Annotated in this window: 15 protein-coding genes; 4 read left to right on the top strand and 11 right to left on the bottom strand. The window is 51.5% G+C overall.

Annotation, left to right across the window (positions count from 1 at the left end; translation table 11 throughout):
* Positions 1 to 44: 44 nt before the first annotated feature.
* The 5 genes from RhoBH5_RS30015 to paaA are packed head-to-tail and all read right to left on the bottom strand — an operon-like array spanning position 45 to position 3,680.
* Complete coding sequence (locus RhoBH5_RS30015; protein ID WP_270009216.1) at positions 45 to 1,139, bottom strand: flavin reductase family protein; 1,095 nt, start codon at positions 1,137 to 1,139, stop codon at positions 45 to 47.
* Positions 1,140 to 1,147: 8 nt separating this feature from the next.
* Positions 1,148 to 1,591, bottom strand: coding sequence for a 1,2-phenylacetyl-CoA epoxidase subunit PaaD (gene paaD, locus RhoBH5_RS32810; RefSeq protein ID WP_442972489.1), 444 nt, complete (start codon positions 1,589 to 1,591; stop codon positions 1,148 to 1,150).
* Between the two features lie 50 nt (positions 1,592 to 1,641).
* Entirely contained in the window at positions 1,642 to 2,403 is a 762-nt protein-coding gene (paaC, locus tag RhoBH5_RS30010; protein ID WP_270009215.1) for a 1,2-phenylacetyl-CoA epoxidase subunit PaaC, read from the bottom strand.
* Positions 2,400 to 2,675 carry a 1,2-phenylacetyl-CoA epoxidase subunit PaaB gene (gene paaB / locus RhoBH5_RS30005; RefSeq protein WP_270009214.1) on the bottom strand — a complete coding sequence of 92 codons (276 nt, stop codon included), beginning with the start codon at positions 2,673 to 2,675 and terminating at the stop codon, positions 2,400 to 2,402. Before paaB ends, paaC begins: the two co-directional genes overlap by 4 nt.
* 6 nt (positions 2,676 to 2,681) lie before the next feature.
* Complete coding sequence (gene paaA, locus RhoBH5_RS30000; protein WP_270009213.1) at positions 2,682 to 3,680, bottom strand: 1,2-phenylacetyl-CoA epoxidase subunit PaaA; 999 nt, start codon at positions 3,678 to 3,680, stop codon at positions 2,682 to 2,684.
* Positions 3,681 to 3,877: 197 nt separating this feature from the next.
* Between paaA and RhoBH5_RS29995 the strand changes: the two genes are divergently transcribed.
* Positions 3,878 to 4,129: an acyl carrier protein gene (locus tag RhoBH5_RS29995; protein WP_270009212.1), complete on the top strand. Its 252-nt coding sequence runs from the start codon at positions 3,878 to 3,880 to the stop codon at positions 4,127 to 4,129.
* Positions 4,129 to 5,661 carry a class I adenylate-forming enzyme family protein gene (locus tag RhoBH5_RS29990; RefSeq protein ID WP_270009211.1) on the top strand — a complete coding sequence of 511 codons (1,533 nt, stop codon included), beginning with the start codon at positions 4,129 to 4,131 and terminating at the stop codon, positions 5,659 to 5,661. The genes RhoBH5_RS29995 and RhoBH5_RS29990 overlap by 1 nt, the downstream gene beginning before the upstream one ends.
* 517 nt (positions 5,662 to 6,178) lie before the next feature.
* On the opposite strand, the gene RhoBH5_RS29985 is transcribed toward RhoBH5_RS29990, so the two are convergent.
* Together RhoBH5_RS29985 and RhoBH5_RS29980 are read right to left on the bottom strand one after the other, a co-directional pair.
* Positions 6,179 to 6,775, bottom strand: coding sequence for a recombinase family protein (locus RhoBH5_RS29985; RefSeq protein ID WP_270009210.1), 597 nt, complete (start codon positions 6,773 to 6,775; stop codon positions 6,179 to 6,181).
* A 377-nt stretch (positions 6,776 to 7,152) separates the two neighbouring features.
* Entirely contained in the window at positions 7,153 to 7,383 is a 231-nt protein-coding gene (locus RhoBH5_RS29980; protein WP_270009245.1) for a zinc ribbon domain-containing protein, read from the bottom strand.
* On the opposite strand from RhoBH5_RS29980, the gene RhoBH5_RS29975 reads away from it, so the two are divergent.
* The gene (locus tag RhoBH5_RS29975) at positions 7,328 to 7,795 is read left to right on the top strand and encodes a hypothetical protein (RefSeq protein ID WP_270009248.1); all 468 of its coding nucleotides are present in this window, start codon (positions 7,328 to 7,330) and stop codon (positions 7,793 to 7,795) included. The genes RhoBH5_RS29980 and RhoBH5_RS29975 overlap by 56 nt on opposite strands.
* A 623-nt stretch (positions 7,796 to 8,418) precedes the next feature.
* Here the strand turns inward: RhoBH5_RS29975 and RhoBH5_RS29970 are convergent.
* From RhoBH5_RS29970 to RhoBH5_RS29960, 3 genes are all read right to left on the bottom strand, one after another.
* Positions 8,419 to 12,264, bottom strand: a complete 3,846-nt coding sequence (locus RhoBH5_RS29970; RefSeq protein ID WP_270009209.1) for a type I polyketide synthase — start codon at positions 12,262 to 12,264, stop codon at positions 8,419 to 8,421.
* A gap of 14 nt (positions 12,265 to 12,278) precedes the next feature.
* Entirely contained in the window at positions 12,279 to 21,020 is an 8,742-nt protein-coding gene (locus RhoBH5_RS29965) for a non-ribosomal peptide synthetase (protein WP_270009208.1), read from the bottom strand.
* A 65-nt stretch (positions 21,021 to 21,085) separates the two neighbouring features.
* Positions 21,086 to 22,741, bottom strand: coding sequence for a carbamoyltransferase N-terminal domain-containing protein (locus RhoBH5_RS29960; protein WP_270009207.1), 1,656 nt, complete (start codon positions 22,739 to 22,741; stop codon positions 21,086 to 21,088).
* Between the two features lie 686 nt (positions 22,742 to 23,427).
* Between RhoBH5_RS29960 and RhoBH5_RS29955 the strand changes: the two genes are divergently transcribed.
* The gene (locus RhoBH5_RS29955; RefSeq protein ID WP_270009206.1) at positions 23,428 to 23,877 is read left to right on the top strand and encodes an RNA polymerase sigma factor; all 450 of its coding nucleotides are present in this window, start codon (positions 23,428 to 23,430) and stop codon (positions 23,875 to 23,877) included.
* 147 nt (positions 23,878 to 24,024) lie between these two features.
* Here RhoBH5_RS29955 and RhoBH5_RS29950 read toward each other — a convergent pair.
* Positions 24,025 to 24,487 (bottom strand): hypothetical protein (locus RhoBH5_RS29950; protein WP_270009205.1); only part of this gene is annotated, 463 nt, incomplete at its 5' end.

The raw sequence follows: 24,487 nt of genomic DNA, 5'->3' as shown, positions 1-24,487 counted from the left end.
GATTTCTTCGAGCGCACGCATTAAGGCCACACGCAATCCCCATTTCAGATGTCATCAAAGTCGAGGGCAGCTTCGTCGGATATCGGATAGGCGCAGCAAGCTAACGTATATCCATCGATCAGATCTTGGTCGTCTAACACGTGCTGGACTTTTATGAGCGAAAAGCTTCCGGACACTATCCGAGTACGACAGGCGCCACATAGTCCGCGTCCGCACGAGTACGGAGTGTCCGGCCTAACCCGTAAAAGTGCATCGAGTACCGTCTTGTCTCTGGGTTCCATTAAGACCGTCGCCGTACGCCCCGTCAATAGCATTGAAATCTTTCTGTTTCCGTCTGCAATTTTAGGTGCTGAGAATTCTGATTGATCCAGCTCAGTAGGGATCTCGAAAAATAGTTGATCTTGAGCGGCACCTAAATCCCTCAAAGATTCGACAATATTTTCAGTTAGATTTTTGGGTGCATAAATATAAAAGAATGTCTCCGCATCCGGGGTTGAATCTAACAATTCTAGAAGCATCGACAAATCGCGGTAAATTATTGTTTCACTAAAATCTACACTTCCCCAAAAGGGAAGATGAAGAACACTACATCGATCAATGTAGGCGTCTTTCAGGTCACAAACCTCGTCTCCCAATAATGTGTCGGAAACATTCCTATCGAAATAGATTAATGAAACATGAGACTTGGGATCCCCCCGGAGGGCTGACCAAGCCATGGAAAGAGAAGGAGCAATTCCAATGTTTGTGGTCAAAAAGAAATGGTGCGCCCCTGGTTTTTCTATCAATCCAAAATCACCGACAGGCGGGGACATTTCCACTGTATCGCCATCCCTGAGTTCTCTCATTGAATATTTCGATGACTCTCCGTTGCCAATGTGCCGAATTATCAATCTAAATTCCGCACTGGATAACGGTGGTGGGCATACATAATAACTGCTCCGGAGCTCTCGATGTGGGGCACGGTCAATTTCTTGACAAGTTTCGGCAGAAATGTTGCGGTGCCGAATAATGACGTGTTGACCAGGGCGGTACGAAAAGATTTCCTTGAGTCGATCCGGGATAGTGAAAGTGATCGACACGGCATCGAAAGTGAGGCGAGCCTGACTATTGATAGCTATTTTATAGAAGTCGGAGGTCATTGCGATTGTTACACTGTTCTTACTTGAGAGAAAGACTCACGGCAGGACATACATTTCAAGATCGTTTGACAGCGTGCGGCGCCAAAAAGTCCTTGTGGGCAGGTATCTTCCGAACCGCAATATGGGCAACAGGTGCCAATTTCCAACTCAACAGGGACAGGGGATCGACGTTTTCTCGGGGGAACAATTTTATGTTGAGAAAGGCACCTCCTGCCTTCCTCAGTGATCCAGTCTGTGGTCCACGGAGGCGAGAGCTGTTGACGTATTGTCCCGTCTGGGTGCCCGCATTCATCTAGAACGTCTAGGAGTGCAGTCTTCATAGCGGTTATAGCTGGACAGCCCAGAAAGGTTGGTGTGATTGTAACCTCAATCGAACCACCTGGCGACTCAGTAACTGACCGAATAACTCCCAAATCCGCTAGAGTGATCATCGGGAGTTCAGGATCCGTCACCGTTGCTAACTTTATGTTTACCTCGTCGACAGTAAGTCTCCGTAGAAAATTCACCAAGCACCTCCTGGGTATTGGCGGTGGACTGACTGTAGTTCGGATATAAGGAGGCCGAATGACTCTGTATGGTTCCCATCTCTTCCTCCCTTAGCCTGCCATGACGCGGTGGGTAGGGTTAAATTGGCATCCGTTATAACTTGGACAATTTCTTGCTCCCACTTTGTGCGTAGCAGAGCAGGGTCGACTCCATGCCGTGCAGTTGCGAGACGGTCTACTAGATTATCGGATGCAAACAACTCGGCGGTATAAGGCCAGATGACATTCAGGCCATTCTGCATACGATCACTGCTGATATCGGTACCACGACCGAGGCGAATCGTCCATTGAATTGCGTGCATTCTGTGATATTGGACGTCATTGACAGCCTTTACGGCAAATGCCGATAAGCTAGGATTGACAGTCTTCGTTAATTCCATGTATACCAGGGAGATGTAGAGGCTATATGCGAGCTGTCTGGCAATTGTTGTTGCAAAGTCACCATTTTCCTGTTCGAAGAGTAATGCATTTCGGAAATCGCATTCATTTCGATTGAACGCAAAATCGTCTTCATCTCGTTCAGTGCCGTCAAATTTTCCACTGAATGTTAGCAAGGTTCTTGCGTGTCCAAGCAAATCTAAAGAAATATTGGAGAACGCTAAGTCTTCTTCGATTGAGTGTGTGTGAGTAATCCAGGCACAGAGCCGTTGACTTAATACTAGTGCATCATCGCCGAGCCTCAACGCATATTCTGCTAAATCTCTTCCGTCGACTTTCATGGGTTGACCTCCTCATTTAGGTCGATATAGAAATTTGAATATCTAAATGGTTTATCGACTGCGCCACTGAATAGAGCCTCCTTTTCACTAGGGTTGGATGCGCGAATGCTGTCGGAGCGCATGACCCATATTGATGCTGCGTCTAGACGTCGAATATAGAGATTTCGAGCGTTGCTCAAGGCCATCTCAGCATCTTCGGCTCGAACTGAACCGATATGTTGATGCGAGAGGCCGCGACGAGGTCTCACAAAGACTTCCCATGACGGATACACAAACAGTTACTTTCTTTCATTGTTGAGCAACGACGACTTCACCACGTATGCATCTACTGCGTCGCGAACCCATTTTCCGTTTTCGTGGGAATCGACGATGCGATTCAACCGCCTCTTGGCGCAGTCCGAATTCTCAGACATTAGTTCGCGAAACTGCTTCCAGCCAATAGGGCTAAAATCGAAACGCGAATGTTGTTCGTTCCATCGTAGATTTGCGTCTGGTATCGTTAAACCCAATCTTTGGGCTTGTGGAACAATATTGTCGACGAACTTTTGACGCAACTCGTCGTTGCTATTCAGTTTGATTCTCCACGCAATTGAACGTTTAGTAATAGAAGAACCAATAGCGGAGACACGATCCGTTCCGGATTCGTCGATTGTGTCAGGTGGGCCTAGCATGAGAGCCAATGCCGGCAACCACCAGCGGTCGACGGCATCTTGCACCATTGCCTTCTGTTCTGGTGTACCTTGGCACATCGTCCACAACATGTCGTAGCCCTGTCGCACATGAAATGCTTCTTCTTGGCATACTCGGCGCATTGCCCTTGCATAAGGTCCATACGACGTACGGCATAGCGGCACCTGATTTATAACTGCCGCACCGTCAACCATCCATGAAATCACCCCAGTGTCAGCCCACGTAAGCGCCGGGTGGTTGAATGTCGTTGAATATCGTTGATGACCGTTACGTAGGGATTCGAGTAGATCATTGCGATCGACGCCGAGAGTCTCTACCGCTGAATATAGATAGAGACCATGCCCGGCCTCGTCCTGCACTTTGGCAAGTAGGACCGCTTTGCGATGCAACGAGGGAGCCCTCGTAAGCCATGCTCCTTCCGGTTGCATCCCGATGATCTCAGAGTGCGCATGCTGCGCAATCTGACGTATCAGCATTCTTCGATACCCTTCAGGCATCCAATCTTCAGGCTCGATAGATTCCTTGGATTTCAGCAAATGCTCGAAAACTGGGATGAGACAGTCTTCGTCTTCCTGAGATTGTGTCATAAACTTCACCTCAACTTGAGATTTCGATTTACCCTGTCCAAATTATGGAGTGGCGAAGCATCCCCTACAATCCATACTTCCACGCTTCGTGAAGTGACATATGTCATGCATCATGCGGGATTGTTTCAAGGATTTCGCCTCTCTTTGTAAGGTATTCGAAAAATTATTCAAACCCAGAAAGTAAGGATGAGTGGATTATGAGCGAAGTCAGAAAAATGATTGTCGAGCTGACCGGAATGCATGAGTTTGAGCACAAAATTAGCGGAGATTTGGTTCTAAGCGATAGCGGCATTGACTCCGGTGACCTTGTCCGCCTTGTCTTGCTTATCGAGGAGCGCACCGACGTGGAGGTTACTGCTGAGGATATACAAAATCTCAGAACTCTGGCCGACTACGAAAGTTTTGTGGCAAACCGAGCGGATGGCAGACGACCGTCCGGAGATATCTGATGTGGCTTACACATATAGTCGAACGAAACAAGCAGTGCTTTGGTGATCGAACAGCACTAGTGGACGCTAACAGGTCGCTTACTTGGGCGGAGTTTCACGACAGGTCCTTGTGTATTGCACATAGTTTGTCCAGGCGAGGAATCGGACAAGGTGACAGGGTGGCGTTTCTTTCAGCAGACCGGATCGACGTCCTTGAAGTATACTTTGCTCTCGCTCGGCTTGGTGCGCTATTTGTACCGATAAACCATAGTCTTACGACCAGCGAAATTGCAGACGTTTGTGAGTCTACTGGCGTGGTTGCGATTTTTGGTGAGTCCAGTTTGCTGAATCGGCACCCTGTTCTACCAGTAGATCTACGAATAGCGTTCGAAAGTGAAGAGTTTTCTGATCTGTTAGCGGAGTTGAGTACCAACCAATTTCGGGATTTGCCGCAGGTTTCGGATGACGCACTTGCTGCCATAATTTCTACTTCGGCGACTACGGGCCGAGCGAAAGGTGTCACAGTCGACTATGCGTCCTTCCGCGCTATATCGCTTGGATGGCTCGCGGCTACTCAGCCTGCTGCTGATACTGTTATTGTCAATTGCTGTCCTCTCTATCACGGCAGCCTAACATTGTCTTTCGCTTATATGGCTGCGGGGGCCACTTTAGTTTTGGTGCCAGGGTTTAAGCCCCAGATGGTTTTAGCGGCAATTGAGAAGAATCGCGCTACCCATATCTGGTTGGTGCCGCAGATGTTGCATTTCTTGTTGAAAACAAGCTCTTTCTCTACGGCGAATCTTTCAAGTCTGCGTGAGATCCTATACGGAGCAGCTCCCATGCCGGCGGAAACTCTGAAGCATGCGGTAAATCAGCTCGACTGCGGATTCCGTCAGGTTTATGGATTGACCGAGGTCGGGGGACCTTTCGCCACACTCGGTCCAGGCGAACATCCGTCGTCCGTTGATCGGACCGAACTAATCGCTGCGGGTCGCGTCATTCCTGGAATGTCGGTTAGAGTGCTAGACCGAGAGGGAATTGAAGTCGAGCCGAATGCGGTTGGCGAGATCTGTGTGCGCGGGCCGGGCATTATGCGAGGTTACTGGCAAGATGCGGCTGCTACCAATGAGATTATCATACGCGATTGGGTTCACACAGGTGACTTAGGATTCATTGATGAGAATGGTCTAATTACCCTAGTGGATCGAATCAAAAATATCATCATCCGCGCTGGACAGAACATTTACCCTAGTGAAGTCGAGCGAATACTAAATTCGCATCCAAAGGTGCAAGATTCCGCCGTTGTAGGTGTGCCTGATGCGGATTACGGCGAGGTACCGTTTGCCTATGTGGTTACCGAAGAAAATATTAGCGAAGTTGATATACTTTATCATGTTTCCAATTATCTTGCACCTTATAAACGGCCTCGAAATATTGAATTCATTGAACAGATTCCGCGGAATGCTGCAGGCAAAATTGTGAAGAGACTACTTCCTGCCTCGAAATTTGGTTCGACTCCGAATGTGCAAATAGACACAGCTCAGCGGCCTTAGAAGGTCGTTCTAAAAATAGCGCTCACGAGACACTCGGATTTTAACGGTTCCCCATAGCTAAAGCCGGGCGCTGCCTGAGCTTGAAATCCCCCGGCTTTAGCTATGAGGAACCGTTAACGGCTACTCCTCGGATTCGATCAACGGCGCCAGGCTCAACGATCGCGGCGATCGCCCGGAGGACTGGGATCATCGCGGCACCTTCCCGGTCGACCGGATCTCAGTCGACGGAACACGATCACCTATGACCATGCAGGAAATCGGATTGCCAGAGGGGGTCGAGCAGTTCGGTTACGGCTCGGATCCCCCGCGACACCTGGAGCACGAGTCGTTCGCGCGCATCGATGCGGCGATTTGCGCGACGTGCAGCATCATCCCGCGTAATAGCTTCAGCTCAGGAAGTCTCGCCTGGGCGCTGCATCGCCGATCCGCCTTCGGTAAGCCAGAGAAGCCCCTGGACCTGAGACCTCCGCGATTCTGGCGGGCGTAACTCCCAGAGTCCTCGCTCAGTTGGTGCGGTTCAGCTGGCCGGGAGCGTTTCTGCGGCCCGTTCTGTGCGTGCCAACTCGATATTGGCGTAAAGTGCCGATCGCTTCAAACCTGTGTTCCGGCATAGTGTTTCGATCTTGAACTGTCCGGTCTCGTACGTTTGCAGCAGGTATGCACGCTCTTCCGGGGTGAGCTTGTGCTGACGGCCTTTCATCTTGCCTGCCGCCGCCGCGGCCGCAACGGCATCTCGGGTCCTGCTTCGGATCAGGTCTGACTCGAACTCGGCCATCAGCCCGAGAACGCCGATGAACATCTTGCCCATCGGATCTGATGGGTCGTAAATCTTCCCGTCGATCGACAAGGCAACACCCTTGTCTGCCAGTCGCCCCACCGTCTCGTGCAGATCCTTCGCGGATCGGGAGAGCCGATCGAGTTTCGTCACGCAGAAGATGTCGCCTTCGCGGGCAGCGTTGATCGCGTTGTCGAGTCCGGGGCGTCGGGTCTGCCGGCCGCTGATTCCGTGATCGACGTAGACACGGTTACGGTCGACTCCTTCCTTGGCGAGAAGCTCGACCTGAATCGACGAATCCTGTGCCGCCGTACTCACACGCGCGTAGCCGATCTTCATTCCGCTCCCGATTTTCGCCGTTCAGCCGTCCCGCAGACAAACTGTCCACTAGAAACTATGCCATACCAGACAAATTCACCGGACATCTAAATCGGACGAAATCGCGAGAATTTCGCCACGTCAACTCCACGCAGAAGCCCGTTTCCGATCGTCCGGTATGACGATGGTCAAAACGCACACCTGAACCCGCAGGAAGACGCTCAGGCGGTTTCCGGAGAACTCGTGGGCAGTTGCGGGCAAGAAGTACGTGGACCAGCGGAAGGCCGACCAAAAAGCTGCAGAGGAAGCAAAGACGCAGCTAGCCTCGGAGATCGCAGTCGTGGAGGGCCAGGCAGAGGTTAACGGTTCCCCACAGCTGAAACCGGGGGATTTCAAGCTCAGATCGCACCCGCTAGCAGCCCGAAGGATGGCTGCGAATGTCTTACATCGTCAACACAAGTGTGGCCCCGTTCTGCCACAACCAGAATCACTCTGGCAGCGTTCCTGTCCCGACTGTCTGTATGCCCACAGGCATTGCACAGGAAAGTTCGTTCACCGAGTCCGAGTCGCTGCTTGGCTCTCGCGAAGCAACTCGAACACGTCATCGTCGTGTACGCGGGCCGCACCATCACCACCGATCGGCCAGCCCGCTCGCCACGCTCGATCAATTCCCGCTTCGCCGACCCGATTGCAGCGTCCGCCGCTTTCCTCGCCATCGTCGACTTCGACAAGAACTCCGGCGAGAACTCCGGCGAGAACTCTTCCACCGCAATCAGATCATGGTTCTCGACAACCGCTTTCGCCCACACCCGGGCATCATGCGAATTCTGGCGGGCCGCTTTCTTCTGCAGCGCCGCCCGCATCACGCGCGGCGCGGGCGTACCCGGCGGACTGCGGACCACGCTTACCGCTGTGACGCCGAGACATCTTCCGCATGCGGACCACAATGCTTCCCGCAACATCGCTGCACTCGGACACGAAAAGTATTGGGCCGCTCAATCAACCGTGCCTAAAGCAGCCACCGCTCTAGCATCCAGCTAGGTCGGTGAGCAGCAAACCTGGTCCTTCAGGACCAGGTAGTTGATCAAAGAATATGTGGAGAACCAACGAAACGTATAGCCACCCTTACCTCCCCACAGCTAAAGCCGGAGGTTTCCCGGGCGGCATCGGATGACGGCTCGCGGCCGGGCTGACCGGTGGAGCACCTCGACGGACGGACCACTAAGGGAAAAGAGCCGAATGCGGAGACCCAACAGACGCAAATGTTGCCGCACGGTACGCATGGCAGAATTGCACGCGGCCTGGTACGGAAGTGCTAGGTTACGTCGAAATGATGGTGAGGCATTCCCTCGACAACGCCCTCGCCGACTGCAACGTATCCAGCACCTTTCCTGGCGGCGGCAGCCGAGAATCGCTCACCAATGCAGCTAAACCAATGGACTCACTAAAAACATTCGTGGCGGGTATTTGCCCGAACAGGTCGATCAACTACCTGAACCTTCAGGGCAGGATAGTTGACCGCAGAGATAGAACAGGTCCGCTCACTGCGAGCAGTCAACGGACCTGTTTTATCTCTCAAGGAATTATGGTGAATGCCTATTTGACGCTGTGAACCGAGGTGGTGATTTGAGCACTATGAATCCTAGTTCCGGCGTTCTGCAGTTTTAGGTGATCGAGTTCTCTTGTTCACAATCATTTGCGGAGTTCAAAGCAGTGGCCAACACGCTTCCGATATAGGAGACTGGTTCAGGATCGGTCATACTGTAGTGGTCGCAATTTACAGTGTACTCTTCGAAATTTCCATCCACATATTCACGCCACACGTCGGATGCCTTTGCGGGAGTGGGATCTAACCCTGCTTCAACTTCAGATATCGCGGAACTGCCAGCGGCGGAGAAGAAGAGAACATTACCTTGGAAACTACTTGGAATAAATTCAGGTGCTATTCGCAGATTATTTCGCACGACCTTGACGATAGCCTCGGCTTCGCTGGAGGATACCGCAGAGTTTCCTGCATTCTCGGCAAGCAGTTCGATCACCATTGGGACGTCTAAAGTATTTTCGCTTTCCGGAATAGCAACTTCAGCAACCCGAAGAAGTAATGATGCAATGTGATTGTCAACTGTACCTTCATCGAAGGCATCCGCTTGCATTACTGGGGCGTCCAGCAATGCGAGTACTTCTATCTGCTCGCCTTCGCTTTGTAATTTCGTCGCCATCGCATACGCCACTGTTCCACCGAAAGACCAGCCCAGCAATCGATAAGGACCGTGTGGCTGAATTGATCGCAGATGTTTCAGGTAACAATCTACCATCTCTCCGGCGCTGGCAGCGAGCGGTTGAATGCCGTCTAATCCGTATGCCTGGATTCCGTAGACGGGTATCGACTCGTCAAGATGAGGAAGAAGTCCGCTGTAACGCCAAGAGATGCCACCGACAGGGTGCACGCAGAACAATGCGCGTCCGGTACCCTTGATGCGCAAAGGGAGCACGGGGGAGAAGGCATCAAAGGAATCACCATCACCTGCAGCTTGACTAAGCATTCCTGCGATGGTGGGAGCATTAAGTATCGCAGCAACTGGTATATCGATAATATTGGCTTCCCGCAGGCGATTGGTGAGCATTAAGGCACGCATTGAATCGCCGCCGATTTCAAAGAAATTGTCGTGCACTCCGATGCCTTCGATGTCAAGAATATTTTCCCAGTGCATCGCCACGATTTTTTCATGTGGAGTGCGAGGGGCAATGTGAACCGTGCCGAGCGGGGGACGAGGTGTACGGACAGGCTCTGTAATATAGGAAGCAAGAGAATGTTCGTTTTCGCTTCGAGATATTTCCGCAGCGGGAGCATCGATCCAGTGACTACGGCGGTCAAAGGTATAGCTAGGAATGCGTATCCGGTTGGCGGCCCGATCCTGATCCGTGTTGATTCCGAGATCTAGATCGACGCCTAACGCCCAGAGTTTTCCAATCGCGTTTGCCAGCACTTGTCCGTCCGCACTAGTGTCTTTTACATGGCGCATCGTGCTGACAGAGATGATAAGTTCCGGTTTTAGACAAGATCCGGCAAGCTTTGAAAGCACGTCACCAGGTCCAACTTCAACGAAAATTGGTTCACTATGCCTGCGTGAAGTGGCGATGCTGTCAGAAAACCGGACGGTATGTCGAGCATGATCCAGCCAATGTTGAGGTGAAGTGGCTTGCTCGTTGGTTAGCCAAGTTCCGGTCACATTAGTGATAATTGGAATTAGGGGCGGATTTAGAGTGACCGCATCAAACGCAGCCGCGAAGGTATCGAGAAATGGGTCTAGAACGTGAGAGTGTGCCGCAACGGGCATTTCCAGTCGGCGGTACATTACGCCATTAGCGATCAGCTGTTTTTCGAAAGAATCTATGACACTCGCATGGCCGGCGACCGCGCAGGACTGCGGTCCATTAACCGCGGCAAGCGATAATTCGTCACCCAAATATGGACCCAGTTCCTCTTCGCTGAGAGCGACAGCGATCGTGGATCCTCCCGCTGAGATTCCTAGCTGTATTCGTTTCGCGACAAGAGGTAGCATGTCCTCGATGGACATCACGCCTGAGATAGTTGCTGCTACATACTCCCCAAGGGAATGCCCAAGTAAGATGCCAGGCTTTATCCCTTGATTCATTAACGCAATCGCGAGTGAATACTCGGCGACAACTAATGCTAGAAATGTTTCCATATTCGCTTGCCTGGTGCACCCGTTTAATGCGGCCCGAATATCGCCGCCAATGACAGGGGATAGAATTTCGGCGCAGAGATCGACTGAATCTCTGTAATGGGAATTCTCGCGATATAGCTGGGCACCCATCCCTGGATACTGAGTACCACCACCAGGGAAGAGGAAGGTGACCGTAGGGGAAGTATTTTGATGGACCTCTGGATACATCGGCAGCTGACTGCGCAGGATCCGGGCTGCGGTTTCTGTTGTGTCAGCAGTTACGCCAACTCGATGCTGCATTGCAGGTCGAAAAGTTTGTAATGTGTGAGCAATATCGTCGAGTTGGATCTTGGGATGCGTTTCGAGGTATTGCGCAAGCTCATTTGACTGTTTCCGTAGCGCTTCGGGAGTGTGAGAAGAAAGCGGAAGAACTTGCCATCTTGGATTATTTTCTTGCGGAGGGCAAATGTTCAGTGGAACCGGAGCCTCTTCCAGCACTACGTGCGCATTGGTTCCTCCTACACCGAAAGCGCTAACCGCGGCACGCCTCGGCCCATTAGGAGAAAGCCAGTCTTCAAGCTTCGTAGCTACTAGAAAAGGCGTGTCAGCGAAGTCGATTAAGGGATTCGCGGCATCAAAGTGTAGGTTTGGCGGTATTTGACGATTTTCAAGAGCGAGGACAGTTTTTATGATCCCGGCTATCCCTGAAGCTGCCCCGAGATGCCCAATGTTTGTCTTGACCGAGCCGATTTTGCAGAATCCCCGTTGATCAGTTGTTTCTCTGAAAGCTTCGGTAAGCGCTGCGATTTCGATAGGATCTCCTAGTCGAGTAGCCGTACCGTGAGCCTCAATATAGGAAATAGAATCCGCGGTTATTCCTGCAGCCGCCTGTGCGGAAAGAATGACTTCGGTTTGGCCGACCTGACTGGGGGCGGTGAAGCCAACTTTACGGCGTCCGTCGTTGTTAATCGCAGATCCTCTGATGAGGGCTCGAATATGGTCGCCATCGGCGAGCGCGTCATCAAGCCGTTTGAGAACGACCGCGCCCACTCCGTCGCCGGAGGAGGTACCTGCCGCTGCCGCATCGAACGTCCTGCACCGGCCATCCGGGGAGAATGGCCCATCAGGTACATACCTGTATCCAAGCATTGCCGAGGGGTTAAGCGATGCGGCACCGGTGAGGGCGAGGTCGCATCTGAAGTCGAGGAGATCTTGACATGCCGTGTGAAGAGCAACAAGCGCAGTCGAGCATGTAGTTTGGAGCGACAGACTCGGGCCCGTAAGCCCAAGCTCGTACGATATACGAGTAGCCAGAGTGCCTAGCGAGTTATTAATAGCAGCATGCACCAAGGACGCTGAAGCGCCGTGCCTGGCAAACCTAGGATGGATATGGGAGGAATAATAGCGACTGTCGCTCGCACCCGCATACACACCTACTAGGCGATCTCCGTAGCCATTCGCATATCCGGCATCCTCCATTGCGTGGTAAGAAGTCTCTAGGAGTAGTCGCTGTTGGGGGTCGATGAGTTCAGATTCCGTGGGACTGTAGCTGAAGAATCGATCGTCGAATCGATCAATGCCGTCGATGACGGACGCCATGCGTACGAGGTGGGGATCGTGTAGGTCCGTCGGGTCACCACCGGCAGCGAGGAATTCTTGATCGGATACCGGACGTACGGACTCCCGACCAGCTGCGATATTTTCCCAGAACTCATCCAGCGTATCGGCGCCAGGAAAGCGGGCTGCCATTCCGATAATAGCGATTGTGAATTCAGTGCTATCGTTCTGTTCCGAGGGTGTCTTCACTGCGGGCATATTCATGATTGTAGGTATCCTTAACTTTTGGTGTGGCGCGCGGCACGTGCGACGCGTTGCCGTTCGGCCTGTTGCCTAGCACGACCCATTCCAGTTGCATTTCCTGCAACCGGTTCGAGGGCTGAAGTGTTCTGCGAGTTGATCGACGAACCATTTGCAGCAATGTGTCGCGCTAAGGACCGGATAGTGGGGTATCGGAAAAGATCGAGCAAGCTCAGGTTATAACCGAGTTCGATGCTGATAGCTGACTGCGCGCGGACAAGTAGAAGTGAATGACCACCAAGATCGAAAAAGTTCTCCTCCAGCGCTACACGCTCGCGGTTAAGAACCTGACGCCAAATCTGTGTCAGTAGCTCCTCCAGCTGTTGCTGGCGCTCCGCAGTAGGCGCGACTTCTACCGTCCGAATATTCGTAGGTACCGCAGGCATTCCCGCAGCACGGATTACCAAGTCATCTGTTGTTTCAACAGCGGCAACGGCGGACCGATAGAATTCTCCAATGTCGGCTCCGTCTGCAAACGCAACTCGTGCTTCAAATCGAAGTGTCGGTCGCGGCGTTGCTAGGACTTGGCTGCGCACGGACGGTACACCACGGTCGATCCCGATGAGTACATGAGGCTCCTCCTGATTGAAAATCAACTCAAATGAATTCAAGGCTGAGTTAGCATCAAGAATTCGGTAGCCACGCGCTTCGATTAAATCCTTGAACTTATGTCCTTCGCTCATTCCCACCTCATCCCACATGCTCCAGGCCATACTGCAACCGTGAAGCCCGGATCGCTGGCGGTGAATTGCCAGTGCGTCGAGAAATGTGTTCGACGCCGAATAAGCACTTCCCATGGATCCGCCGAAGAATCCACTTATCGAAGAGAACGCCGTGAAGGTCACACCAGGCTGACTTGAGGCCAGGCGGTGCAACGCCCAGCCGCCTATTACCTTGGCTGCCAGCGCTTCGCGCCAGGCACCAATATTGTAATCATCTATGGTCCGCAGGTCGAAACGACCTGCAAGATGAATTACTCCACTAAGTGGAGTTTCCCACATTTTGGATACATTCTCGACTACAGTGCGAACTTGCGCCAAATCGGTGATGTCGGCGGATTCGTACCAGACATTGCCAAGCTCGCGTAGACGTTTAAGATTTGCAAGTCGATCAGCTTTTGAGCTGCCCTCCGAGTGAATTCTCTCCCAGCTTTCAGGGGAAGGCAGTTCTGTGCGTCCAATTAGTAACAACCGGATCCCGGGGACAGATAACAGCAGACGTTCAGCAAGCTCGGTGGCGATTGCACCAATGCCGCCGCTGATCAAATAGAATCCGTTGGTATCAAAGGAATATTTGCGGACTGGAGCATGCGGCAGCGAGGAGAGTCTTCGTACCCATCGGTCATCCCCGCGATAAGCGATATCCCTATCGGTAGCTGGCGCTACAATTTCTGAGAATATTGATTCGGCGGTACGGGCTGTTGACGAATTATCCGAATCTAGGTGAATAGTGTGAATCCAGGAATGTTCCTCTCTAAGGCTCGCAAGTAGGCCGTCGATGGCGCCGAAGGCATACGTGGGTAAGTCATCGGAAAGTACTGCACGAGTATCCGACGATACGATACATAGGACGAGATCGCGGTCTGTTCTCGGCCGAGCAATTAATGCGCGCGATAAGCAGAGTAAACTCTCCCCACCGATTTTTTGAGCATCGAGCAGATCCTCAAGGTTGTCAGGATCGATGCAGCGAGTACCGAATGTTGTCATATGAACCACCGCGTCGAGTGGACGTCGGTCCGACTCCAGATTATCCAACAGTCGAATGTAATCTTCCGGCGAATCGAGGCGAATGCAGTAGTTGCCAGCATCTTTTCGCACGTACTTCTTCGCGGCCGAAACAACTGTGCACAAAGTACCCATACTGCGTAACTGACTTGCGAGTGTGTTGGCTACGTCGGCCGAGGCTGATTCGTATCCGGCTAGGACCAGTGTGTGCCGCGGAAGTGCGCCAGTGCGATGTCCAAGATTGGCGCGTTGCCAGACCGGGCGCAAAAACCAGTTCGGTATGGCTGTGGTATTGCCAAGAAGTATCTGTGTTTGTTGGACTGTCGCGTCAAACTCGCCCGCCTCAAATCGCTTGCGCAACTGTGTCCGCTGGATTTTGCCAATTTCAGTCTTGGGTATGGCCGCTGTATCTAAGGGCACGACATAGGACGGGCTGATCCCGAGTTCCTGTGTGACCTTGCCCCGTAAGGTACGTAGCGCTTGTGTCAACTCCTGATCGGAGTCGCTAGCCGCAGCTAAGCTGAAGAAAATGGCTAGTTCATCAGTGTCGGACGACAGGTCGGCTCGTACCGCAACAGCGGCGGTGAAGGACCTCTCTACGAACGGAAGTTCCTCGACGCAGGCTTCTATCTCATGGCTGTAGTGGTTAGTTCCATTGATGATGACGACATCTTTTGCGCGGCCAGTGATATAGAGTTCGCCATCGCGCAGAAAGGCGAGGTCGCCGGTTTCGAACCACCCGTCGGATGTGAAAGATTCGGCGTTTGCTTCATTATTTTCGTGGTAGCCAGTGGTTACTGTAGTGCCACGTACCTGAAGTCGACCGACTTCGCCTTCGTTAGCGAGAATTCCCTGATCGTCAACGATCCGCATGCTGAAACCAGGATAGGGCAGGCCACAACTAACAAACGGTTGCTCTTCAGCGACTGGTTCAGGTAACAGCGTGGTGTCGGTAACTACTGAAGATGTCTCAGACATACCCCAGCAAGGATGAACTACTTCCTGAGAAAGACCGAATGGATGAAGAGTTTTCAGGAAACGGCGCACAGTCGTTGCGACGACAACTTCTCCTGCGTTCATGATCAACCGAATAGAGGATAAGTCCCAGGCGCGGTGCCTCGCCCGCCGAGCATGTTCACTGACAAGGCCGAAGGCGAAGTTTGGGGCCCACGTGACACTAACGCGGTATCTGTCAGCCAATTCCATCCAGCGCAGCGGGTCTGCGAGGACCCAGGAAGTAGGGGCATGGATCTGGCTGCAGCCAAGATAGACGTCACGCAAATGGAACATCACCACCCCGGTGACGTGATCCAGCGGGATCCAGTTGAGTGAAACGTCGTGTTCAGTGAGGTTGTTCATCGCGGAGGCTGCGGCTGATCTCGTGAGTACATTGTGGTGGCTGAGCCGTACGGCTTTGGGCAACCCGGTACTGCCAGAAGTTAAAAGCATCAGGAGGGGGTCATCGGGTTCTGCTGTATGCCAGCTGAAGTCCGGTGGTTGTTGGCGAAGGACGTTTATCGCCACAATTTGACACCCTTCCCAACCGCGGCAGTCGGCAACCTGGCGCAATGCAGGTTCGATTGAATCGGAGACCACGATCCACGGATGGTTTAACATCCGCCAAACACCCTCGAGTTTGGTGATCGCCGCAGAGCCGGACTCGTATGAGGTGGGAACTGTAAGTGGCACGGCGACGAAGCCACCCAAGATGCAGCCCCACAGTGCACCAAGAAACTCCTTGGTGTCCGCACATTGAAGAATCACAGGATCACCAGGACGAAGTCCCAGTGCGCGTAGTCCGTTGAGAACGCAGGACGCCTCGTCACTTAGTGAAGCGTAGTCACATCGAGTCTCTGTTCCATCAGCATCTATATGGATGATTCTCGTCGGAGAGTCGTTCGTAGCAGCAAGGCGCAATGCTTCTGTCCATGTGCTTACGGACATCAGCGGGAGAGGAGGCCCTTCACTCACGGCTGGGGCCGTATCTACAGGGGTACTGGCGAGCTGGATTCGAGATGAATCTCGGCTACTACCGGCGCCAACATGTATATAACCGATTTCTTCTGGGGTTTCCTCTAAACGGACTGTGGTTGATTCGATCCCAGGCAAGTTAGATAGGAATAGTTCTAGCTCTTCTGCTGAATCAGCATCAATTAGAGGCAAATTGCGAAGTGCGGGGATGTCTAGATTTCCATTTGCGGATCGAGGCAGGTTGGAAACTGGAACTATCCGCGTCTTTATATCATCCGGGAAAACAGTTTTTTCGATCAGCTGTGCAACTTGCTCGGTAGCATTCGGCCGACTAGGAACAATATAAACAATTTGGCCATTTGAGGCAGTCGTTGATGAGAGGATTTTACAATCAAGGACGCTGCTCAGTCTGAGGACAGCGCGCTCAAGGTCGGCTGCGTCAAATTTGGCCTTACTTTCGGCACCGCCAGTAGGTGAGAAATGCGTAGGAAGTTCAGAGAGATGCAATCTGGCATTCTCAGACACGGCAACGAGAATTTCGCGCAGAGTCTCTACTAGTTCTGCTAGGATTTCGCTCCCGAAGAGAACTGAATTTCCTTCGAAGTGACACTTGAGGCCATTCGCAGAACCATCAGCACCGTATAGTTCGATAAATTCTACAAATAGGTCGAACTTGACATTTCCAGTAGGGGTTGGCGTTAGCGTTGTGCAGGTATCTCCGATATGCAACACAGCTTCACTGTTATTTTGCATAGCTAGCATAACTTGAAATAGCGGGTGTCTTCCAGGTATTCTTGGGGGGTTGATTTCCTCTACTACGCGGTCGAATGGGATATCTTGATGATCAAGAGCTGCCAACGTGAATTTTCGGACGCGACCGAGGAGTTCTATGAAGTCGGGGTCTCCGCCAGCATCGGTGCGCAACACAATTGTGTTGGTTACGAGCCCGATAATATCGTTGAGTACCTCGCGTGTGCGGCCGGCAACGGGTGTGCCGACGATAATATCGGTGGTGCTAGTCCAACAACTTAACAGTGCAACGAGAGCTGCGTGCAATACCATAAACAGACTAGTGCCGCAGGTGTCAGCGATCCGCTGCAACGAGAGACTCTGGCTCTCATCAAGATCGAATGTTAGTACGTAACCATCTTGATTAGGCTTCTGTGGGCGTGTTCCATCGACAGGAAATTCGAGCTCGTCAGGAAGGCCATGAAGTGCTGAACGCCAAAAATCAAGCTGGCGCGAGATGCGACCATCATTTGAACACTCTTCAGCTAGCATTTCGCTTTGCTGCAAGGCATAATCAGCGTACTGCATAGGCAGCGGTGCCCATCGTGGAGACTTACCTTCAACTCGAGCACCGTAGGCGACGGAGAGATCTTCGGCGAAAGGCCGCAGAGACCAACCGTCTGCGGCGATATGGTGAATGACGATAACGAGAACGCGAGCTTGTGAATGATCGTATAGTTCGGCCCAAATTGGTATATCCGTAGTCAAATTAAACGGGTGACGCACCGCGCTGGTTATGTATGCAGTAGCCTCATCCGCGGGACAGTTCACGACTTGCAAACGAAATCCAATGGCATCCGGTTCCAGAATTTCTTGGTAAGGCTCTCCATTTATGTGTGGAAGTAGTGTGCGCAAACTTTCGTGCCTATCTAAAACATCTTTTATTGCTAGTTCTAGCGCGGCCTCATCAGCACTCTCGGAGAGGCGAATTACGAACGGGATATTGTAAGTGGCGGTACTCGGATCCATCTGGTTAAGGAACCACATTCTGAGTTGCCCTGAGCTGAGCGGTATCCGTGAAGGTCGTGCGGATCGTTTTTGTGCCGCTCTTGGTTTTTCTGCAATCCGAGCGGGAAGATATGTTGCGATCTCGGAAGGACTTGGCGTGGAGAAAATTACAGCCATAGGAATCTCGACACCAGTCACCTCCTTTAGCTGACTGATTAAACGAGTAGCGATGAGAGAATGCCCGCCAAGCTCGAAGAAGTTCGCTTCTGCGCTTACTGTATCGACCGGTAAACCTAGAACCTTTTCATAGAGGTGGCAGACAAGTACTTCAGCTGCTGTTTCTGGTAATCGTCCAGCTGCGCTGGCGGAGAAATCGGGTGCAGGCAATGCATTCGTATCTAATTTGCCATTGGGTGTCAATGGCAGCGATTCAAGCGTGATACACGTATGAGGGACCATATGATCAGGAAGAATCGTGGCGAGAAATGTCCTGAGAGCAGCAGAGTTCAAGGTCGAACCCTGTTGTGGAACAACGTAGCCCACAAGGATTCGGTTGCCGTCGGGATCATGGTCCACGTGTGTATCGACGACTGCTGCGTGCGCGATATCAGGATGGCTAACAAGAGCAGCCTCTATCTCGCCAAGCTCGATCCGAAAGCCGCGTATCTTGACTTGACGGTCAGCCCGGCCGAGAAACTCCAAGACTCCTGTAGTCGTCCGCTTTGCCAAATCCCCCGAGCGGTACATTCGCTCCCCAGGTAAACCAAAGGGGTTGGCGACGAATCTCTCGGCGGATAGTCCTGGCCGGTTGAGGTAACCAGACGCCAGCCCAGGACCGGCGACATATATCTCTCCTGTGCACCCCGGTGGTACAGGCTGCGCGCAGTGGTCTAGAAGGTAGACCGCAATTCCGGTTAGACCAGTTCCTATGTAGTTGCGGACATGTCGGTTCTTGAAAGCATCACGGGTAACACGGTGGAATGTGGTGTGGACCGTGGTTTCAGTAATTCCATACATGTTCGCAAGAGCAGGATTTTCGTCCCCGAACTTCGAGAACCAGGGGGACAGGTGAGCGGGCTCGAGCGCTTCGCCTGCGAAGACGATCCAACGTAGAGCTAGTGGTTGAATATCGGACGACACCTGGTCTGCATAGATGAGTTGTTTGAATGCCGATGGGGTCTGACTAAGGATCGTTACCCGTTCACTACGGAGTAATGCAAGGAAGTTAGTGGGCGATCGGATAGTATCGGATGGCACTATCACCAATGTGCCGCCATAAAGTAGCGCTCCCCACATTTCCCACACGGAAACATCGAACGCATACGAGTGGGAGAAGCTCCATACATCCTCACTATTGAACCTGTAGTGCATATCAGCACTCTCGAAGAGGCGCACAACATTCGAGTGTGAAATCATCACCCCCTTAGGCTTCCCAGTGGAGCCAGAAGTGTAGATGATATACGCGATATTGTTTTCATTAACAGGCCCGCGACGCTCGAAATCGCTTACGTTACCACTCAACTGGCTTGGGACATCCGAATTACTGGTAACGTTTTCAAGGAAGACGAATTCAGCATTTAAGGGTGGGAGCATTGATGCCGTGGTGAGATCGGTTACGAGAAGCAGTGGCTCTGCATCCGCTGTAACTGCAGAAATACGTTCCTGAGGATAATCCGGATCTATTGGCAAGTAGCCAGCGCCAGATTTGAGAACCGCGAGTACCGCTACTACTAGATCAGGTGAACGAGGAATGACCAAGGCGACGATTTTCCCAGGACCAGCGCCTCGATCGATAAGCAATCGAGCCAATAAATTAGCGCGGGAGTTGAGCTCAGCATAGCTCATCGAAGATTGATTATGTTTAATGGCTATCGAATTAGGTGTATGGGAAGACTGGGTTTCGAACAGGCTGACTAGTGTGGAAAACGACCTCAGGATAGGCGATCGATCCCCGCAATTTAGACTCTCGCCTACAAGCAACAAACTGGTCTGAGATACCAGCCGATCTTCTGGTGCATCGACAATTTGATCGAAAATATGCATGAATCGTTGTTGATGCTTTTCGACTTGATTGTAGTCATAGAGCTTCGGGTTGGCAAGGAATGATATAGATAAACCTGTTCCGTTAACTCCAGGACGTACAGTTATGCTGAAATCCTCGATAGGTCCGCTACTGAGATGGTGAAATGTCGAGGCGCTTGTGCCGTACAAGTGTTCATTGATGAATGGGACCAGATTCATTACCGGACCATACAGTCGACGGTCACCACGAACCATCTTCAGATCTCGCCGGAGATCTTCAACTCGATAGCGTTGATGTTCTTGAAGTGCACGGAGTTCCCTGGTAACTGAACTTACAAGCCCACCCACAGTCATATTCGGATCTATACTTATCCGAAAGGGAAGGACGTTGGACGCCACGCCGGGGCACCTCAAGGCCGAAGAGCCCAATCTATTAAGTGCAGGGAGACCAAGCACAATATCCTTGGAACCAGTATGGCGAAATATGTATGCGGCAAGCGTTGATACAAATAGGGAAGAACGTCCTACACCTAACCGAATGGCAGCCCTATCGATTAACGCCAGACGAGCATCGTCAATCGAGATGTTGAGGTGAATCGGGTTACCTACAGGAGTAGCAATAGCTTCTGTAAAGCTGGGGGCCGAGGAAACATCAGCCAAGCGTTGTATCCAATAGTCGCGATCGGCTTTATGATGACTAGAGAAAAGATATGATTCTTCTTCGTCGTACAGACAGGTCAACCGCGAAAATGACGTCTCATCTGGTGATTCTTTTCTAGTTAGGGCCGAGTAAACTTCGGCCAGCCGTTTGGTGATAAGACTGTAACCATAGCCATCGAGCAAAATATGATGAGCCCGTTGATACCAAATCCAGTGGTCATCCGCAAGCTTAAACAGTGCCTCTGTAAACAACGGTCCGGAACAGAGATCTACAGGAGTAGCTAAATCGACGCGCATCCACGCGTCGGCTGCCGCTTTGGGATCTTTCTCCGCGCTGACATCTAATAAGTGGAAGGGCCAGACGCGATTTTCCTCAACGAACGCCAATGGTCCATCTGGGCTATCAGCAAAGCAGAGAGCGAACGACTCGGCTTCCGCGATCGTTTGCCGAAGTGCAGTCTCAAACATTTCAGCATCGACCGGTCCGGCGATCTGAATATACTCACCGGTGTTATATGCAGCATTCTCAGGATCCAGGCTTTGTGCAAACCAGATCCCTTTCTGCGCACCGGAAAGTGGTCTACCGACGCAGTTGGAGTCAAACATCACACCATCCCTATATGCAGTTTACGAAAAATCCTAAATCAAAAGTCGCTGGAAATTCGGAATTCTTAGCATTTTTGATAAATTCGTCCATTTGACCATATCGAGGTGGTTTGGTTCCATGACGCTGCGGATTCGACGTCAGGAAAGAATCCACGTCCGTTGTAGTTGGCACTGGTGTTGCATAGCAACGGTATTCCAGAAAGTTTCTCATAGGAAGTTAGAAGTTGATGAACAAATAATGATTGCGATTCATTAACGGTCTGCAATCGAGCTGTTTCATCTAGATGGACGATGGCTGGTACTCTCTCGATCCAATCTGCGCGAGTACGGTGATCAAATAGCATATATGGATCCGGAGTCCCCGGGCTGAACAAATCCGGGGCGCGGTGTTCAAGACAGACAGGAGCTACAGGACGATAATTTTCTCTTCCCTTAATGCGATTGATTTCGTCTTTCATCCGAGGATCGGTAGCGGGGGCGAAGATGCTCCGATGACCAAGAGATCGAGGTCCCAGTTCTGCTCGCCCTGTTAATACCACAATGGGTTTTCCTTCATTGTGTAAAATCTCTGCAAGGCCTGCCACATCGCATAATCGGGAAATCCAACCTTGAGGATCTTTTTGATCTGCCGGAATTCCGGGTCCGCTGTATACATCCCAATTGATAAACGGACGGCCACTGTAGTGAGTCCATTCTAGAGCCGCAGCGCCTAAGGCTGCACCCGAATCATTCGGAAACGGTGGTACCCACATGTCTTCAAAGAGCTCGGAGGAACGAATCAGGCTGTTCCATTTGATATTTAGTGCACACCCGCCTGCTATGCAGATTCGAGGTGGAAGATTACCGTCCCGCATCTTTTTTTCGAGGGCAGAGTACAGTCTGCGCCCCAGATACCCTTGAAATGTCGATACAAGATCGGCATCGCTAAGCTGCGGGAAGGACTTCCGCATTGTGCGGGCGAGGTGATCACCCATTGTGTAAGACAATTTCCGTGACGAAAGTATGTTACTGATCGTAGAGTCTAGATCGCTGTGGTCTTCACCAAGGGCTGCATAGGCCATAGCCTTTCCTGCTACATCCAGATTCCTAGGGGATGCGTGAGAAATTATCGTCGATCTTTTTTCAATCGACTTGAACACTGGCAGCGCACCACAAAAGTCTCCGAAAATGCTTCCATAAAGTGGAAATAATTCGCACAGACGCGTTACGGTGAAAGGAACTGATTGGACTGAGTATAATGTTGGTGTCATACCTCCGTCCCATACTAGAACTAACGAATCCTTGTGTTTCGATGCAAATGGACTAGTAGCATAGGCTCCGATAAGGTGTTGCGCGCTGTGATGGTAGCTCGTATAGGAGCGCAACCTATCGCCTAATGGAAGTCCTTCGTATGTTCGTCTGGCAAGGACTGGATCGCTGTCTTGCTCACAGTATGGAGAGACTGCCAGTCGAACTTGCGTATCTTGGCGGACTACACTCAGAATCGGCTGTCTCGAATCTTGATTTAAGCCAGGGAACCATCCATCGATGGCAAATTGATCTATGGAGTCAAGATTGAACCCTTCGGAAGCGATGACTTCTTCCACTAATTCTAACCGATCTAAGGGTTGAAAACGCATATTGTTATCAAGCTTCTCAATCTCAACTGAAGCGACAAGGGTTCCGTCTTCGATCAGTGCAATTCCACCGTCGTGAGTGAGTTTAAGTCCACAAATAAGCATCTGGTTACTCCTTATCGAGAGGCATAGCGCATTAACAACTGTCACGAAACTGCTCTATCGCTACCGACCTAATTGGTGTCAAAACTAATTAGAGTCCGAACTAATTAAGAGTCGCAAGATGCTCCAAACATTCCACTTCATCAAGTGACAACAATCACTGCATACAGGAGGATTGTCGCGATCAAGAGTCCGAAGTCCTGTTTAGTAGCGATAACCCCCGAATTAAATGCAGATCAATTGTGAATGTCGCCATACCTATTGATTTCAAGAATCGATTGCTGTATACATGTTTATGCACCGGAAATACACTTAAGGCGTGAGAGGAAATCATATTTTCGTCAATTACTGACCCGAAAATAGCTATTCTCCAAATATGGAAATAGGAATTTTCAATCCCGTTGCTGTTGCAGAAATTTTCTGATTTACAGTCCATCCACGAGACGGTCGGGAAATTTTGTTTCTAATCTGAGTATAATTGCAATACTGCCATGAAGTTAATGTAGCGCAGGTGGAGATACGGGGAAAATGGCCAAAGGGAATCTATCTCTCAGTTGCTATTGCTGTTATCGTCTCAGATTGGCCTACCGATGAAATCATCGACTCATCTCTCACCTGTTCCCGTAGACGCGCCTCCTTTCGCAATCGATATCGTCCTGTCCAAGGCGACTTCCGGAGATTGTGAGGCTATGACAGCCCTCATTAATCATATTTTGCCGCTCGTTGAGCAGCTTTGCCGGCGTATCGCTCGAGAAAATAGTGCAGACGCCACTCAGGACGCGATTATTGCAATATTTCGCGGAGTTCGGGGACTGCAAGAACCTGCGGCGTTCTACGGTTGGGTGCGTACAGTTGCGGCTAGAGAAGCAATCCGCACCGCAAAGCGGCTAAAATATAATGAAGTGTCTTTAGATTTTTTTGATTTTTGCCAGCATGTGAATAAATTAGAAATGGTCCACGTTTCTGATATTCTAGCGAGGCTACCTCCGGAACATTCGGAAATTATTTTTCTTCGCACGATGGCCGGCATGAGCGAGAAAGAAGTGGCGCTGGAACTTTCAGTTCCCTTAGGGACCGTCAGATCTCGTCTTTATAGGGCGCGTCAAAACTTTCGAAAAGCGTGGTTTTCGGGTAACTGAACAGTCTTCGCAAAGTATTGATTTCAACTGAGCTATCGGTTGAGCTATCGGTGGAATCTTGCCGTTCGGGGGCCGGGAGGACGCTTCTCGACGGCCGGGTCTGTGTGGTCACTTTCGGGCCGGCAGACCTGAGCCCTCGGCCCAGAGTTACCACAATGTGAAAGGCAGCCCTGCCTGTTCGGCTTCGGCAATTCTGTCCTCGATGGTGTCGAGGTCTTCAAGCTGGTCGATGCCGGTTCGGATGGCGTCGGCGATGGCGCGAGTGCGGCCGGCGGGTCCGCGGACGTCGGCGAGTGGACTGGAAATGTTGCGGCGCCGGAGGTCGTATTCGCTTCGGTTGGTGCGATTGGTTCCCAGCAGCATGTGGGCAGGGTTGGTGCAGCCGGCGAAGTCGCATTGGTGACAGAGAACCTCGTCGTCGGTGCCTGACCATCCCAATCGCGGAATGACGCCGTATTCGAGTTGGTAGGCGAACAGATGCGCCGGGACGGTGCCGCGACGGGACGGCCCGGGCAGGCTCGCCGCCCGGAAGGAACCATGTCCGGTCGAGGACACCCCGGCAATCCAGGGCCAGCACTGATTGTGTTGTCGTCGGTAGCGTTTGGATTCG

This window comes from Rhodococcus sp. BH5 (assembly GCF_027583855.1).
In the GTDB taxonomy this organism is placed as follows: Bacteria; Actinomycetota; Actinomycetes; order Mycobacteriales; family Mycobacteriaceae; genus Rhodococcus_F; species Rhodococcus_F qingshengii.
This window is presented reverse-complemented; position numbering and strand designations above follow the sequence as displayed.